Consider the following 16957-nt stretch of genomic DNA (forward strand, 5'->3'; position numbering starts at 1 on the left):
ATTAAATAATAAGCGACTGCTGTTCTTTTTGCAAGACATATTTTGACAATTATTTCTCGAGAAATAATTTCATATGATCTTCGTCCCGATATCGTCCATTGTATTTGATTGCTCCTTTATCCGTAGCGAACTTTTTAAAGCCTATTTTTTTATATAGTTCCTTCGCATCTGTATTATCAGAATCTACAGTTAAATACAATTGTTCTAATTCTGGATAACTTTCTGCCAATTTTACTGCCTCTTTTAGCAACGCTTTAGCAATTCCCTTACCTCTATGTTGATCATCAACATACATCGCTACAATATTAGCTCTATGTCTTATTTTTCGGCGTGTTTCTCTTACTAATGTAACCATTCCAACTAATTGATCTCCCTCAAAGGCACCAAAAGTTATAATCTCTTTGGATTGTAAACTAACCTTGTATTCTTCTATTGCATTTTCCGTATTTATTGCTTCTTCAAAGGTGACTAAAAACCCATTGGGGTCGGTTGTTAATGCTTTTAATCGTAATTTCCAATACTTCTCTGCATCCTCTGGCTTTAGTTTTCTAATCATCTTAACTCTCCTTTCTAACACCGCCCTTTCTATTTTCAGAACATTATAATGGAATATCAGGAAAAAAGATACAAAAATGTAACCTTCTTCAGGAAACAGAAATCACATTGTAAGCGCTTTCGATTTTTATGTTGACAATGAAAGGGCAAGCAACTCACCATATTTACTTTTTGATGGGAATGCAAGAGTTGCGTTTGATTTTTATACACATACTCTTGGTGGAGAAATTACAGAAATTTAGACATTAGGTGAAACTGAGTATCCAACTCCGCCTGAGGCTGATTATCGAATCATTCATGCAAAATTAAAGAAAGAAGAACTATTTCTCATGGTTTCGGATACATTCCCTGGTCAAGAAGTAACTGTCGGAAATCACATTTCTCTTACACTAGAATGTGAAAGCGAAGAAGAAATTCAAGACATCTACAGCAAATTAAGTCAGAAAGGGGCCATAGATAAGGGCTTCAAGACATTTTCTGGGGCTCAAAATATGCTAAGGTAAAGGATCAATTAGGTCTAATTTGAGATTTAAATTATGAGAATCAGTAAAATCATTCCCATTCATTTATGTTAAATACTCCCTATAAACAAAGCCATAGAACCCTAGTTCTATGGCTTTTGAAGCTCAATACTTCTTACATTTTTATGCCATTTTCCTTCTTACAAAATAGACAAGACTAACTGCTACAAGGATTAGCATCATTCCTGCTACTAATAAGTTTCCTGTATTAGTTGCTGTAGTTGGAAGCTTTTTGCCTTCTTGTGAATTAGATTCATCAGAACCCTTCACTCCTGGTTCTTTATTACCTGAGTTATTTTTATCAGAGTCTTTCGTATCAGGTACTGGAGTCTCCTTAGAATCTTTAACTTCTAGCACTCCAAAAGTACTGAAATGGTCGGTTGTTGCTGTAATTTTACCATCTTTCCATTCGCCACCGACCAATTCCCATCTTTTACTTTCTGGATTCCAATAAAACACCTTAACATTATTCGGATCCTTCACTAATTTCGAATCCACGATGAATGTCATCGTGACTTTTTCGTTAAATTTGTGATACCCCTTGCCATCTGATTTGATTGTGAAATCATAAGCAATCAAGGCATCCTTGCGATTGTCCTTTTGTACTTTAATCTCCGTTTCACCATCAGGTAAGTTAGATGCTGGAATTTGAAGTTCAACAATACCATTCGAAATGACTAATGTTGCATTAGCTTCTTTCATTTTAGTAACCGCTTCGGATGTCAATGATACAAAAATTGTATTTTTCTCTGCTGGAACTTCTACTCTTACAGTTGCATTATCTTCTAATTCAATCAAATCATTAGCCGTTACTACATATTTGTTTCCTCTTTCAACCTCAGGAGTAACAACAATAATTTGAGGTTCCTCTTCACCTGGTGTCGGTTGTTCTTCGCCTGGAGTTGAGAATACATCGACGATTCTACCTTCAATTTCAGTTGGGATATTCTCACTTCCAATACTCATTAAATGATCACGGAAGTTTTCCCAATCAGAAAGTCCTAAGTCCGTTACTCTGCCTTCTTCGTAAGCTTTTGCAAATACGTCATAGCCATCTCCGCCTTTAGCTGTAAACGCATTTGTTGCAATGGTATATACTGTGTTATTATCAACTGCTACTAGATTTCCATTATCATCTTTAATATAAACATTAACTACACGCTCCCCTGCAGGTTTTGAAGAATCGAATTCTACCTTACCACCAGATACATGTAAGAATCCGCCATTTTCTGCTGGATATGAGCTTACAGATTTTTCAAAGGCTTCTTTCAATTCGGCACCCGTCACTTCCATCGTAGCTAATGTATTCCCAAATGGAAGAACTGTAATGACTTCGCCAACAGTAATTGGACCAGCATCAATTGCTGCACGGATCCCACCACCATTTTGTAATGCCATCACTACATTCTTACCAGTGAATTCTCTGGCTTTTGTAAGCATACCATCTGTTATGAGGTTACCAAGAATTGTTTCGTTTTTTCGTACGCTTGGTTTTGAATTGTCACCACTTGTTCGTGGATTTTCTAGTTCAATTGGTGTTGTTACACCAATTTCTGTTTTAGCCACTTCGTCTACTTTTGCTTTGAATGGTGCTAAGATAGTTACTGCTTCTGGATCATCTTCTTGATTACCGATTGAAACTAGTTTTCCTTCATGTTCAACGACAACACCATTTTCATTAAAAACAACGTCTAAAACACCTAGGTTACTATTTGCATTACCTGTTTGAACGATGATTGTAGGTGTTTCATCATTTGCGACCACTACTGGTTCTGACAATGTAGTGTGGCTATGTCCACCAACAATCACGTCAATGCCTTCTACTTTATCAGCAAGAATTAAGTCATTATCAATTGCTGCATTATCGTCATATCCAATATGAGTTACTGCAATAATTTTATTGACACCTTGATCTTCGAAATATGCAACAGCAGCTTCTGCTTCTTCAAGATAGTTTTCAAATAGAATAGAACCTGGGCTCGAAATATCTTTCGTCTCTTCTGTCGTTAAACCGAAGATTCCCACTTTCTCACCGTTAACTTCTTTAATAATTCCATTGTAAATTTGACCATTTTCATAGTCTGATTCAATAGAATCATTGAATAACCCGTTGAATTTAACATCTTGTGAGAAATCAATATTGCTACTTACAAACGGGAAGTTTGCACCTTGGATAAATTCGATTAATCTTTGATGTCCTTCTGGTGAAGAACCTAAGTCAAATTCATGGTTACCAAAGGTCATCGCATCAAAGCCCATTAAATTCATCATGGCTAGATCTGCTTGTCCTAGGAATTCATTAAAATATAATGTTCCTGTTAAGGCATCTCCAGCATGGAGAAGTAATGCATCAGGATTTTCAGCACGTATTTCTTTCACTGCAGTAACTGTTTTCGGCATATGGTCTAACGCTGAATGTGTATCATTTGTATGCATAATGTTAAGCTCAAAATTTTCTTCAACAGGATTGTCTTCAACCAAATCAACTTGAACCATTACTGGATCATGATCACTCGCACGTCCTGCCATGTCAGTAAAATCTGCATTAATATGAAGAATATCAATTTTCGTATTTTCTACTAAGTTATTCGAAACTAAAATGTGGTCTAACACTTGAGAATTCCCTTGGAACAAATAAGTATAGCGGTCATTTTTATCCACTTTGTTAATCATATTTGTCATTAAATTACCTTCGTGGATTTTAAGAGACTCAGAGAATTGGAAATCATTAAAATCTCCAACTGATACGATATTTGCATCTGGATTATCCATTTTGATTTCTTCAATAAAGTTATACACTATGTTAGCTATTTGTTTACGCTGTTTTTCACTACCATAAATCGGTGGTTGGGTTGATCCAAATAATGGCGTGTCACCCGATTTGGAATTCCAGTGGTTAACAATTACCACAATATCTTCACCTTGGAAGGTAAATTGTGCAGCTAATGGTTTACGACTGTTCTCAAATGCAGGATTAGTAGGATCAATACGACCTGGATTATGCGTTAATTTACCATTTTCATAACCTACAGCCGTTGTTGCATCACCTGCTTGGATACCTTCAGGTAATGAAACACGTTCTGGATTATATAGGAATCCAACACGGATATTTGCATTTGGTGCTCCACCATCTTGATTGTTAATAGGGTCAATATTTAAGTACTCATATTCTGGACCACCTGCAGAAACAATCGCTTGAATTAAACGTTCATAGCTTTTATTAGCTGTTGAATCTCCAGGATCTTGTCCATTATTATCTTGGACTTCTGTTACTCCAATGATGTCAGGACTTTCCATATCCTGGACAAATGCTCTTGCGAGTTTTTGTGCTTTATCGTTGGTTGTTGATTTAGGATTATTTGAGAAATTTTCTAAATTATAAGAGGCAATCGTTAGTTTATCTTCCTCTTTTGTAATCGTTGTTGTCTCAGGTTGTATATGACCTTCAACATGTTTAGCTTTCATAACTTCTAGATCAACATATATCTTAAAGTTTTGGAATCCATAATTCACAACACCTGTAATAGGTCCAGTAAATTTGTCACCAGTTGCTACTTCAAAGTCTCTAGCAGCATTATTGTCGTACATCTTGAACTGAATACGATCTGGATTTGCGTTGTCCTCTGTTAATAAAACACCACCGTGGATTGTATCGGTTTTTCTGTTTTCCAGGACTGTAATTAAATCGCCATGTTCTTGAGGAGCTACAGCCTTTACAGTTCCTACTTCAACAAGCATTCCTTCTACACTTTCCCAGAAATCAATAGCATCTTCTTCGGGATCGAAGTTTGTAAAACTATCATTATCAATTACTTGATTTGGAAGGTTTTCACTTGTGATTTTTACTGGTTTGGGCAGTTCAACCTTTTCTTCAATTACTGTGACTTGTCCACCTCTGTCATCACGTGCATTAATCTGTGTAACGGATAAATCAGTTTCTTGTTTTGTGTCAGAATACCCATCAATATGATACTCATCGACTGTGCCTGTAACACTGACTAGATTACCAACCTTTACATTTGCTTGGTTCCCTGTATACACGACAATCCCTTCAGATGTCTTTGGATTATTATCTTTTTTCTCATCTGGGGTTTGCATATGGAAGTAGTTACCGCTACCGATTTTATAGGTATATGTAACAATTCCTTCAACTTGTTCAACTTTTATTCCATTAAATGGAGATTCATGGGATTCCCCTTGGATATCATGGATTTTGATTTCTTTAGTTTCGTATACTTTATACGTAAACTCTTTTATTTCACTTGCAGCTAAACCCTCTTTAACAGCAATTGTTTTAATGGTAAGGTCTTTGTTAATTGTAATTGGTCCGCTGTATTTTTGACCATTTTCAACTGTAGGTACTGTGCCATCTATTGTATAGTAAATATCTGCACCTTCAGTTGTAGTCGATAACGTTATTTGGGTCCCTACTGGAATAGTGCCTGATGGTTGAGACGCATGAACTGGTTGGACTTTTGTAGCATCCTCAATAATATCAGCCTGTCCACGTGGTATGATTTGATAATCTTGATCAAATTGTTGGACGATGCCAGTGATTGAATTGTACATTGCACCTACACTTAGTTCTAAGGAATCATTTTCATCTCGAACTAAGAATTCAGTGCCATCTTCGGCTTTTGCTGTATAATTTGCCCAGCCATTTCCATTATTAACATGAATTAATTCTACGTTTTTTACTAAAGCTAGTTTAGATTCATTTTCTTCATTAACCTTTGCCCCTTCTAATTCAACTGGGGCTGGCACCTCAGAATCTGACTTTTCAATTAATTTAGCGGAATCTAATTGTAATAATCCTCTATAATCTTGCAATGAACCAATAACTGTGATTTCATCACCAGGTTGGACATCTAAAGACGTTGGACGAACGGCAATAGCAGCTGTCTCGTCTTGAATATGAATCGTATTTTTTAATACGGCAGTGACAATTCCTTTAACTGTTGCTTCTCCAGTACCTTGAGTACGTGCATCAGCAATACTGATAACAGTTGGTTGTTCAGGGTCTGGATTTGGTTCTTCAGGGGTGGTATCATCGTCAAGATATTCATAAGAGGAAGCGCTTTTTAATCCAGGTGCACCAAAATATGCTTCTAGACTACCTGTTATGGCTATCTTCCTTTTGAAGTTTTCTGGATGGTCTTGTAAGTTTAATTCTGTACGGATATTTGTATTTGGTAACTGAACAGGCAAGATTTTAGCTGGATCCTTTTCATTTGGATCGTCAGCTAAAGCAAGATTTGTAGCAACTCCGAATGGTTCCTCTTGAACGTAGCTGGGTCCATTCTTAACTGTACCTACAATATACCCTTGCACCGTAGCCTTACCGCTATTGTTTGCAATCGCTTCCGCTACAGTAATAAAGGATGATTGTACTTCAGTTACTTCTGTATTTCTTTCTGCCGCACTTGCAAGTGGTGCGAAGTTTAATAGAAAAGTAGGTACTATTAAACTAAAAGTAAATAATAACAACAGTAGTTTTCTTACTATGCCTTTTTTCACAGTTTTCTCCCCTCACTTAGTAAATTAGTAGAATTTGGTACGACTACAGAATACTGTCAGCGAGGTAATTGGTCAAGAAAATTTACGAAAATTAAACAAAAGTATTACATATTATTTGCATTATACACGAACAATAGGTAATTAGTCTTAGTATAATGTTAATATTTATTTCACATAACAAAAAAACGACCACTCATTAAAATTGAAGTCGTTTTTTTCATAGATTATATCTTTTTATTAATACATATTTTAACTAACGATATCTTTATATTTCTGCTGTAGATGGCTTTTGTCAATCTTTCCAACATGTGTTTTTGGAAGTTCGTCAACAAATATAAATTCTTTTGGTACCTTATATTTACCAATTTTCTCTTGACAGAACTCCATTAATTCAGACTTTGAGACATTTTGTCCCGGCATTAATGAGACGAAGGCTATGACCATTTCTCCCCATTTTTGATGAGGTACTCCAATAACTGCTACTTCATTAATGGCAGCATGCTGGCTAATGCATTGTTCGACTTCTAATGGGTAAACATTTTCACCACCAGTAATGATCATTTCCTTTTTACGGCCAACAATATAATGATAGCCTTCCTCATCACACCGTGCCAAATCTCCTGTATGTAGCCATCCATCTTGATATACTTCATTTGTTGCATCTGGATTATTCCAATAATGATGGAAAAGGTGCTTTCCACGAATTAAAAGCTCTCCCACTTCACCAACCTTTGCTGGATTACCATCTGGAGAAATAATTTTAACATCATTAAAATACATAGCTTTACCAACTGACCCTCTACGAAACCTTGAAATCTTTGGATCAATAAAAAAATTATTGGGACCTGCCTCTGTCAAGCCGTACCCCTCTTTAAAAGACAGTCCTTTTTCTTCGAAGGCTTGATAGATTTCAAGCGGACATGGTGCTCCACCAGATAAAAAAGTATGCATCGTAGGAAAACTAACATCCTTGAAGTATGGGGTATTTATCATCATATGGTACATTGTCGGCACAAGTAAAACGACTGTACACCCTTCTTGATTAATCATTTGGATAGCACGTTTCGGCTCAAAGTTGTTCGCAATGACAACCTTGCCTCCCATCATCAAAATGGGGATGGATAACGCATTTAGCCCACCCGTATGGAACATCGGCATGTAGGTTAATGTCACATCTTCGGCTGTCAAATTCCAGCTTAGGATTGTATTTAGTCCATTCCACATCATGGATTGATGTGTGAGGACGACTCCTTTCGGCTTGCCCGTTGTTCCTCCTGTATAAATAATCGCTAATGGATCATTTTCATTTATAGTGCTATGATTTTCGATGGATATATTTGAGGTTTCTATAATCTGACAATACTCTTCTGAATGAATAATTAGGCATTTTCTAGAATCTTTGTTTAAAATCAAGCTCTCAAATTGGCTCGCTATTACAAGTAGCTTTGGTGATGAGTTTGAAAGAATATAATCTAGTTCTTTACTTGCTAATCGCCAATTTAACGGTACAAATATCGCTCCGATTTTCCCGCACGCAAATAGTAGGTCGAAATAACTGACATCATTTGGGGATAATAATGCGACTCGATCTCCTTTTTTAATACCGATATGATTAAAATAAGAGGCCATATTTTCAGCTCGTATATTTAATTCTTCAAAAGTAAAGCGATCCCCCGTTTCTCCATCTACAACAGCAATTGAATCAGGTGATAGTCGAGCCCGATTTGCAATCCAATCCAGTTCCCACCTCACAACTATCTCTCCTTACGTCGTCTTTATTCTATCCTTACTATAAGAGATAGTAGTTACATGGAAGTTACACTAAAGATGGTGATAAGAACTTTAGTTAAACCTGCAGTGATGCTTAATTTCGATATTTAGGAAGTTGGTGGTATGTAAACTGGTTTTAAGTTTCACCGACGTTTTACTATATGAAAAATCGTTTTACTCCAATTATGTTTGAGTGCTATCATTCTCCTAATACATGGAAAGTAAATGTAATCCATTTGGATTTGAGTACTGTCAACTCACTAATATTTGGAAAATGATATTACTCCAATTGGGCTCGAGTACTACCAATCTCCTAATATCTAGAAAGTGAAAGTACTCCATCCGTATTCTAGGACCATCAATATCCTAATACCTGGAAAATTGGTATACTCCATTTGATTTCGAGTACCGTCAACTCACTAATAATTAGAAAATGATATTACTCCAATTGGGATCCAGTACTATCAATCTCCTAATTTTTAGAAAGTGGCAGTACTCCATCCGTATTCTAGGACCATCAACATCCTAATACCTGGAAAATGGGTATACTCCATTTGATTTCGAGTACCGTCAACTCACTAATATTTGGAAAATGATATTACTCCAATTGGACTCGAGTACTACCAATCTCCTGATATCTGGAAAGTGGCAGTACTCCATCCGTGTTCGAGGACCATCAACATCCTAATACCTGGAAACTGACACTACTCCAATTGAACTCGAGTACTACCAACTCCCTAATACATGGAAACAATCATCACTCTAGTCAGAATCGAGCACCACCACCCACCAAACACACATAGAAATCCAAACTACTCCAATTTTACTTGATTATCACCAACCTTCTACTAAAACAAAAAAAGGAGCCATATCAGCTCCTATCTACATCATAATCCCACCGTCAACATGTAAGGTTGTACCATTTACATAATCTGATTCATCTGATGACAAAAATAAATATGCATTCGCGATGTCTGATGGTTTTCCAAGTCGCTGAAGAGGAATCATTTGTTTCATCTGATTGATCACCTTTTCAGGAACCGTTGCCACCATTCCTGTCTCAATAAAACCAGGTACAACCGCATTGACATTAATGCCTTTTCTCCCAAGCTCTTTTGCCCAGGTTTTGGTCATTCCTATAACCGCTGCCTTTGAGGCGGCATAATTGGTTTGCCCCACATTCCCATAAACTCCTGTTACAGATGAGGTGCTGACAATCTTCCCTTTACCATTTGCAACCATATGTGGAACAACTGACTGTGTGCAGTTAAAAACACCTGTTACGTTCACATCAATTACCTTTTGGAAATCCTCTTGTGAAAGTTTGGTTAGCATGGCATCACGAGTTATCCCAGCATTGTTTATTAAAATATCAATCTTACCAAATCGCTCCATGACATCAGCAACCATTTGGTCAACGCTTTCTCGGTTTGCTACGTCAATTTGAAAGAACTCAACTTCTGCTCCTTGTTCTTTCAATTCCTGAGCTCTCTCAGCCCCTGTACTGTCATAATCTGTAAGTGCTACTTTTGCCCCTTCACGAACAAACGTAATAGCAGCTTCAAGTCCCAATCCATTTGCTGCACCAGTAATGATTGCTACTTTATCCTTTAATCTCATTTTGTAGGCTCCTTTTGCTTCATAAATTTATGCATTTCATTTACCAACAATTCTAGGTTGTCGATCAATGGGGAATGGCCACAATCCTTCAGTTCTACAAATGTTGCATTCTCTCCTATGTCCTCTATAATTTCTTGTGCCATATTTTCAAGAACAACAAAGTCTCGATCACCGCGCAAGACCAAAACTGGGATTTTAATATCATCTACTTTGCCATTCCCTTCTGTTAAACCATTGTGGTGATGGCTGATGTTAAACGTATTTAAAGCATAATAGACATCAGCAAGATTTCGTTGTGTCATCATGTCTTCGAGGTATTCATCATATTGTTTTTCTTCAGGTTGTTTTTTCGTGTAAATGGCAGCATTCCAAATTGCTTTTAATGTTTCTTTGTCTCGATTGTTATAAGCCGTTTGAATTGGGATTGTTCGTGCCAAATCTTTCTGTATATCCTCCATTGTCTTTAACCGATTGGCAAAATCCATTTTGCCGTCTGCTCCTAATCCAAAGAATGGATACCCTCTTGTTGATGCTGATGCAAGTAAAATGAGTTTCGAACATATTCCTGGATAGTCCGCAACAAACTGCATTCCTACCGCACCGCCTGTTGACCACCCTGCAAGTATAAAATTAGTTAAACCTAATTCATCCACAAATAGTTTAATGTCATCAGAAAAATCCTTAATAGAACGTACAGGATGATGATAAGTTGAGACCCCAAAGCCTCTCATATCAACTGCATATACTTTGTAATCGTTATCAATACTATCAATAACTACATCCCAGTGTTTGGATGATGTCATGTTTCCATGAATAAGTAAAATGACCTTATCTCCACCGTGACGTTCCCTGTAGCCAAGTGTTTCGCCATTTGCTAGATTAACAGTTTTTAATTCTACTACCGACATTAACAATCCCCCCATTTTATTACGGTGGCACCCCATGCATATCCAATACCTGCACTCACTAGCACTACAAGATCTCCTTTTTTTATTTTACCATTTTTTACCGCCAATTCCATTGAAATGATTTGATCGATCTGACCGATATGTCCGTACTCATTTAGATAAATAGATTGTTCTTCTGAAAGACCTAGTTCTTTTAACACATAATCATGTGCCGATTTTTTCATGTGAAGAATGCCTAGATAATCAATATCTTTTTCCGTATATCCACTTTTTCTAAGCGCGGTTCGAATTACTTGAAGAAAGTTTTGCATCGACTTCTCCTCAAGTCGCTGTTTCATGCCTTGTGGGTCGAGAACATCTAACATATTTAATTTCTGCTCGATTGCATCTTTCGTTATCGGATGCTTGGTTCCTCCAGCTACAACGACAACATCTTCCGAAAATGCTCCGTCTGTTATAATGTGGCTCTCAAGAACATGATTTTTGTGAGCACTTTTTTGTATTAGAATTGCTCCTCCACCTGCACCCAAATTATACATAAAGCGTGTTCTAGGATTCTCATAATCTATAAAATCGACATTTCGATAGCCACCTGCAAGTAATACAGTGTTGAGGGAATCATCCGACTTCATCATATCCTTAGCAACTTTTATAGCCATAATCGTTGTTCCACAGCGCATTGCTACGTCATATCCCCATGCATTGGTAGCCCCTAATTTCTGTTGCATATTAATGGCAGCTGTCCAAAGCGGATATTCCTTATGTTCTTCTCCTATATACATAATTAAATCAATATCCAATGGGTCTATATTCGCTTTTTTGATTGCTTCTCTTGCAGCTATAATGCCCATTTCACACGTATGATCATTTGGACCTGGTATTGGTTTTTTCAAAATACCTAGTTTTGTTTCGATTATTTCCTTAGGAATCCCACTCTTGATTGAAATATCTTCAGACGTAACAAACTCTTTAGGTAAGTATATACCCGTACTTAAGATTCCAACCGATTGCATTGTAAGTCACCCCTCAATTACACGTTTCATAAACTGGATTGCATCGTCTAAGTCAGTTACGACAATTTCATTTTCTCCTTGGACATGACTTACCTTTATTCGCCATGACTTTTTCATTGTCTCGTGATCGATATCGATAAGAGCACAGCGGACAACGAATGAAGTAATGGTTTGGTTATCATTCATGACCCTCGCTCCTTACCCAGCAATTTTTTCTTTCTCATCCTTCTTTATTTGTTTCTTTCCTTTTTGTTTATTAAACCACGACTTTACTGTTCCTACGATTCCCATCGGGAAGAACATCACGGCTAAAATATATAATGTACCAAAGAAAATCATCCATCTCTCAAAGATCCAGTGAACCTTTGCGAGTCCTGTTAACCAATGGTGAGCAAATTCAATTAGCCCAGCACCAATGATAGCGCCCACTAGCGTCCCTACTCCTCCAATAATGGTCATAAGAAGGGCATCTAAAGTTACATCGAGAGCAAATACAGATGTATTGACAAAACGTAAGGTTAATACATACATCGATCCAGAAACACTCGCGATAACTCCCGCTACGACACTAGCAATGATTTTATAATGGATGACATTGTAGCCTAAAGACTCCGTTCGAGGCTCATTTTCGCGAATCGCTTGGAGAACCCTCCCCAATGGAGATTCTGTAAATCTTTTTAATGTCAAAAAGACAACAATCATCAGAAGTAATGTTATAAAATAAAGGGTCATTCGGTCTTTTAGAAGATCTGGGATTCGAAAGGTAAAACCATCATTTCCTGCCGTTAGTGAACGCCATTTCTCGGCAGCAACCAAGAACAAACCTGATAATGCTAGCGTAAGCATCGCATAAAAGTGGCTTTTTAAACGTAACGAAAGTAAACCTACTATATAACTTAATACAGCAGCTAAAATCATTCCAATAATAATGGACAGTAGAAATACCATTATTGTTGGCTCAAATCGCTTTAACAAAATACCAGTAGTATACGCCCCGATTCCAAAAAACATGGCATGCCCGAATGACACAATTCCTGTAAAGCCTAGTAAAATATCATAGCTCATTGCAAACACAGCGAAGATAAAGATTTGTGTAAATAGGATTAATATACTCCTGGTGTCATTGATAAATGGAAAGCATAATAGGAATACAGCAACTGCAATGTATATGACCGTTATCTTTGAAGAACTAGATAGAAGTCTCATTTCCTCACCCCTTTGCACCAAATAATCCTTGTGGTCTAAAAATTAGTACAATCGCCATTAGAAGCATATTCACTGCAAGAGATAATTCAGGGACATAATAGGCCATATAGGAACCTGATAAACCTACTAGAATCGCTGCAAATAGAGATCCCGTAATATTTCCCATCCCACCAATGACAACGACGATAAACGCGAGTATGGCAAATTCCATTCCCATCTCTGCATAAATTTGACCAGAATATGGTCCAAGTAAAACACCACCGAGTGCAGCCATGGAAGCACCGACCATAAACACAAGCATAAAAATTTTTTTGATATTAATTCCAAGTGATTGGACCATCTCTTTGTTAATAACACCTGCACGAACGATTAGACCAATCTTTGTATTTTTGAGAATATAATAAATGCTAAAAAAAACAAGAAATCCTATTATAATGATAAACAAACGATACTTTATGAGAATAACTCCACCAAATTCCCAGCTTCCACTTAAATAACTAGGGGTCTTTGCACTTAATTGATTAGGTCCCCAAACCACCTTGAGCATCTCGGAAAGAACGATCATAACTCCGAGCGTAATTAAAATTTGTTGAATATGGTTTCCATAGACTGGTGTGATGATGAATTTCTCCATTAGTAAACCCAAGATAAGACCCGTTATAAGTGCCGTAATAATACCAACTACAAAACTACCAGTTTGCCCATATGACCAAACTCCTGCATACGCTCCCCATGCAAATAGACCACCGTGAGCAAAATTCAGAACATCCATTAATCCAAATATTAGAGTCAGACCAGCTGCAAGTAGGAAAATTAACATTCCTGTAGCAAGACCATTCACTGTTAAATTGATAATTGCATCCACAAATTCTCCTCCTCTACTGAAAAGTGCAAGCGCCTTGTCAGCCACGACAAGCACAAGACGAGCTGGCTAGAAGGTTGCGTTCATTGACCTCTAGGCGCTGGAACTAGACACTAAAAACTAATTCCAAAAGTGCAATGATTCTCTTTAGGCGATTCCTAAATATTGTCTACGGAGTTGTTCGTTTTCCTTTAACTCCTGCATTTCGCCGTGATGAACCGTTCTTCCATCATCAATGATGAAAAAGCGATCCCCAATTGTACTTGCCATGTTAAAATTTTGCTCAACTAGCACAATTGTTGTTTTCGACTTCATCTCTTGTATCGATTCCATCACCTTTTCAACGATAATTGGCGCTAATCCCTTGCTAGGTTCATCAATCAACAACAAGTCATTATTATTCACATAAGCTCTTGCGATTGAAAGCATTTGTTTTTGACCACCGCTTAGGTTGCCACCTTTGCTCCTCCAAAGTTTCTTTAAATCAGGAAAAAGATTCAATATATATTCCAAACGCTCTTTCGTTTCATCATTATCCTTTTTTATCGCAACCTTCATATTTTCTTCCACTGTCAGATCTCCAAATATACCTTGGTCCTCTGGAACATACCCTATTCCTTGAGATGCAATGTGATGGGTTGTGAGGCCTGCAATATTTTTTCCATCATATTCGATGGTTCCTTTTGTCGGAGGATTGAGTCCCATAATCGACCTGAGTGTCGTGGTTTTCCCTGCACCGTTTCTCCCTAATAGAACAGTTACCTCACCTCTTTTGACCTCAAATGAAACACCTTGTAAGATATGGAACTGATCAATATAGGTCTCAATCCCCTCCACTTTAAGATGCAGTGTCATCGTATAAACCTCCTAAATACGCAGTTTGAACCGTTTCATTATTCATAATTTCTTCAGGTGTCCCGTCTGCTAGTAATCTTCCATTGAATAAAACCATTACACTATCCGAAAGGTCGAGAATCATATCCATCTTGTGTTCAATTAGAATAATCGTTCGATTCCCTTCCGCCTTTATCTTTTTTATCACATCAAGAATGGCTGGAACCTCCTCAAGAGACATTCCTGCAGTTGGTTCATCAAGTAGAAGAACCTCTGTCTCCAATGCCAAAAGCATGGCAATCTCTAACTTTCGTTTTTCGCCATGTGCTAAATTTTTCGCAATTGCATTTGCTTTATTATCAAGAAGAACAAGCGATAAAATCTGTATTGCTTTTTCTTCGAATTGTCGATATTTACGAAAATGCTTAAACATTTGATAACGTACACCCGCTACTGATTGTACAGCTAAACGAACATTTTCTAAGACTGTTAGATTTGGAAAAACATTTGTGATTTGAAAAGAACGACCGATCCCTTTTCGTGTACGGACGGTTGGTGACATCTTCGTAATATCTTCACCCTTTAGGAAAACTTGACCATTCGTCGGTGAAAGCTGACCACTTAACAAATTAAAAAAGGTGGTTTTCCCTGCACCATTTGGTCCAATGATTGATTTAAAATGATTAGAAGGAACCGTAAAATTGACCTTATCTACAGCAACATGTCCTCCAAATGCGATTGTCAGATCCTTCGTTTCAATTATATTCTTCACGTAATATCACCTCTTTTTTCTAAAAGGAGGCTTCGATAGATCGTTCTACCGAAGCCCACTAAATTGTGTTAGTTACGAATTGGCGGAGCTGTTTCTTCTGGACTTAACTCTCTCATTAAGACGGGGACAGGATAATCAAAACCATCTACTTGTTCTAAGCGAATGGCATATAATGTTTGAAGTGCCTGGTGGTCTTCTTCGCGGAATGTCATCGTACCTTTTGGAGTATCAAAACTCATACCTTCCATTGCCTCAATTAACTTATCTGCATTTGTGTCCCCATCCGTCTTTTTAATGGCTTCAACAATGGCTAATGCAGCAGTCATACCACCTGGAGTAAATAAATCTGGAACTTCTCCATTAAATTTCGCTTTATGCTGTTCAACCAACCAATCATTCATTTCATTTTCAGGAAGGCCATGATAATATACAGTGAATCCTTCCATCCCAATTAGCGCATTCATGGTTGCCAGTGCAGGAATATCAGGGGCACCTGTTGAAATTTTTATACCATTTTCTTGAACCTTCATATCTGCAATTTGATTCCACGGTGAGTTTGCTCCCGCCCAAACGACGAATAAATAATCAGGCTTTGCCTCAATAATCTTTTGGATATTTGAAGTAAAATCTGTTGCTGCAGGGTCTGCGTATTCTTCATGAATGATTTCAGCACCTAGTTTTTCAGCTGCTTCCTTAAAGGCTGCAACTCCATCACGACCGAATGCATAATCAGGGGCAAGCGTCGCAATTTTCACCCCTTCTTTTGCAATAGCTGCCGCTCCTGCTACCGCATCTTGTGAAGAGTTTCGAGCTGTTCTAAAGACATATTCATTCCAATCTGCACCAGTAATACTATCCGCGGCTGCTGGTTCAACAATCATAATCTTTTCGTATTCCTCTGCTAGTGGAAGTACTGCTAAGGTGTCCGCAGAGCTTGATGCTCCAACTAGGAAGTCTACTCCATCTTCTTCAATTAATTTTGTTGCTTTTTGGATCGCTACCTCTGGCTTTGTTTCTGTATCCTCTACAAAAAATTGAACTTCTTGACCATTAACTTCCATCGTTCCATCTGTTGCGTATTCAAGCCCCAACTCAAATCCTTGTGTTGTTTGTTTTCCATAAGATTCGAGCCCACCACTTAATGAAGCTAGAACACCAATCTTGATCGGATCTTTCGTCTCTTCACTTGAATTGTTTGAATCATCTGACCCTGGGCTCTCTTCTTTAGTTGAAGAATCTGAGCTACAAGCAGCTGCTACAACCATTAGCATGGCTAGCAAGCTTAACAAAAACAACTTACGAAATGAGATTTTTTTCAATTTCCCTTCCCCCTTTTTTTCCTTGAAACTGTAAAACCTTTGCATTCATCGTACTTGAAG

The 16957-nt window shown here is 37.6% G+C and carries 12 protein-coding genes; all 12 read right to left on the bottom strand.

Annotation, left to right across the window (positions count from 1 at the left end):
• Nucleotides 1–49: 49 nt before the first annotated feature.
• The gene (locus tag ACWPVE_RS02830; protein ID WP_453990545.1) at nt 50–556 is read right to left on the bottom strand and encodes a GNAT family N-acetyltransferase; all 507 of its coding nucleotides are present in this window, start codon (nt 554–556) and stop codon (nt 50–52) included.
• 643 nt (nt 557–1199) lie between these two features.
• Nucleotides 1200–6593 (bottom strand): 5'-nucleotidase C-terminal domain-containing protein, encoded by a 5394-nt coding sequence (locus ACWPVE_RS02835; protein ID WP_453990546.1) that lies wholly within the window; start codon nt 6591–6593, stop codon nt 1200–1202.
• Between the two features lie 249 nt (nt 6594–6842).
• Nucleotides 6843–8345 (bottom strand): acyl-CoA synthetase, encoded by a 1503-nt coding sequence (locus ACWPVE_RS02840; protein ID WP_453990547.1) that lies wholly within the window; start codon nt 8343–8345, stop codon nt 6843–6845.
• 900 nt (nt 8346–9245) lie between these two features.
• Nucleotides 9246–9983, bottom strand: coding sequence for a 3-oxoacyl-ACP reductase FabG (fabG, locus tag ACWPVE_RS02845; RefSeq protein WP_453990548.1), 738 nt, complete (start codon nt 9981–9983; stop codon nt 9246–9248).
• The gene (gene phaZ, locus ACWPVE_RS02850) at nt 9980–10891 is read right to left on the bottom strand and encodes an intracellular short-chain-length polyhydroxyalkanoate depolymerase (protein ID WP_453990549.1); all 912 of its coding nucleotides are present in this window, start codon (nt 10889–10891) and stop codon (nt 9980–9982) included. Before phaZ ends, fabG begins: the two co-directional genes overlap by 4 nt.
• Nucleotides 10891–11904: a 3-oxoacyl-ACP synthase gene (locus tag ACWPVE_RS02855; protein ID WP_453990550.1), complete on the bottom strand. Its 1014-nt coding sequence runs from the start codon at nt 11902–11904 to the stop codon at nt 10891–10893. Before ACWPVE_RS02855 ends, phaZ begins: the two co-directional genes overlap by 1 nt.
• Before the next feature lie 6 nt (nt 11905–11910).
• Nucleotides 11911–12090 carry a hypothetical protein gene (locus ACWPVE_RS02860; protein ID WP_453990551.1) on the bottom strand — a complete coding sequence of 60 codons (180 nt, stop codon included), beginning with the start codon at nt 12088–12090 and terminating at the stop codon, nt 11911–11913.
• 12 nt (nt 12091–12102) lie between these two features.
• Complete coding sequence (locus tag ACWPVE_RS02865) at nt 12103–13110, bottom strand: branched-chain amino acid ABC transporter permease (RefSeq protein WP_453990552.1); 1008 nt, start codon at nt 13108–13110, stop codon at nt 12103–12105.
• 4 nt (nt 13111–13114) lie between these two features.
• Nucleotides 13115–13975 (bottom strand): branched-chain amino acid ABC transporter permease, encoded by an 861-nt coding sequence (locus tag ACWPVE_RS02870; protein ID WP_453990553.1) that lies wholly within the window; start codon nt 13973–13975, stop codon nt 13115–13117.
• Nucleotides 13976–14119: 144 nt separating this feature from the next.
• Nucleotides 14120–14827 carry an ABC transporter ATP-binding protein gene (locus ACWPVE_RS02875; protein WP_453990554.1) on the bottom strand — a complete coding sequence of 236 codons (708 nt, stop codon included), beginning with the start codon at nt 14825–14827 and terminating at the stop codon, nt 14120–14122.
• On the bottom strand, nt 14811–15578 hold the full coding sequence (locus tag ACWPVE_RS02880) for an ABC transporter ATP-binding protein (protein WP_453990555.1): 768 nt from the start codon (nt 15576–15578) through the stop codon (nt 14811–14813). Before ACWPVE_RS02880 ends, ACWPVE_RS02875 begins: the two co-directional genes overlap by 17 nt.
• 68 nt (nt 15579–15646) lie before the next feature.
• On the bottom strand, nt 15647–16849 hold the full coding sequence (locus ACWPVE_RS02885; RefSeq protein WP_453990846.1) for a substrate-binding domain-containing protein: 1203 nt from the start codon (nt 16847–16849) through the stop codon (nt 15647–15649).
• Nucleotides 16850–16957 lie beyond the last annotated feature (108 nt).

This window comes from Bacillus nitroreducens (assembly GCF_964021195.1).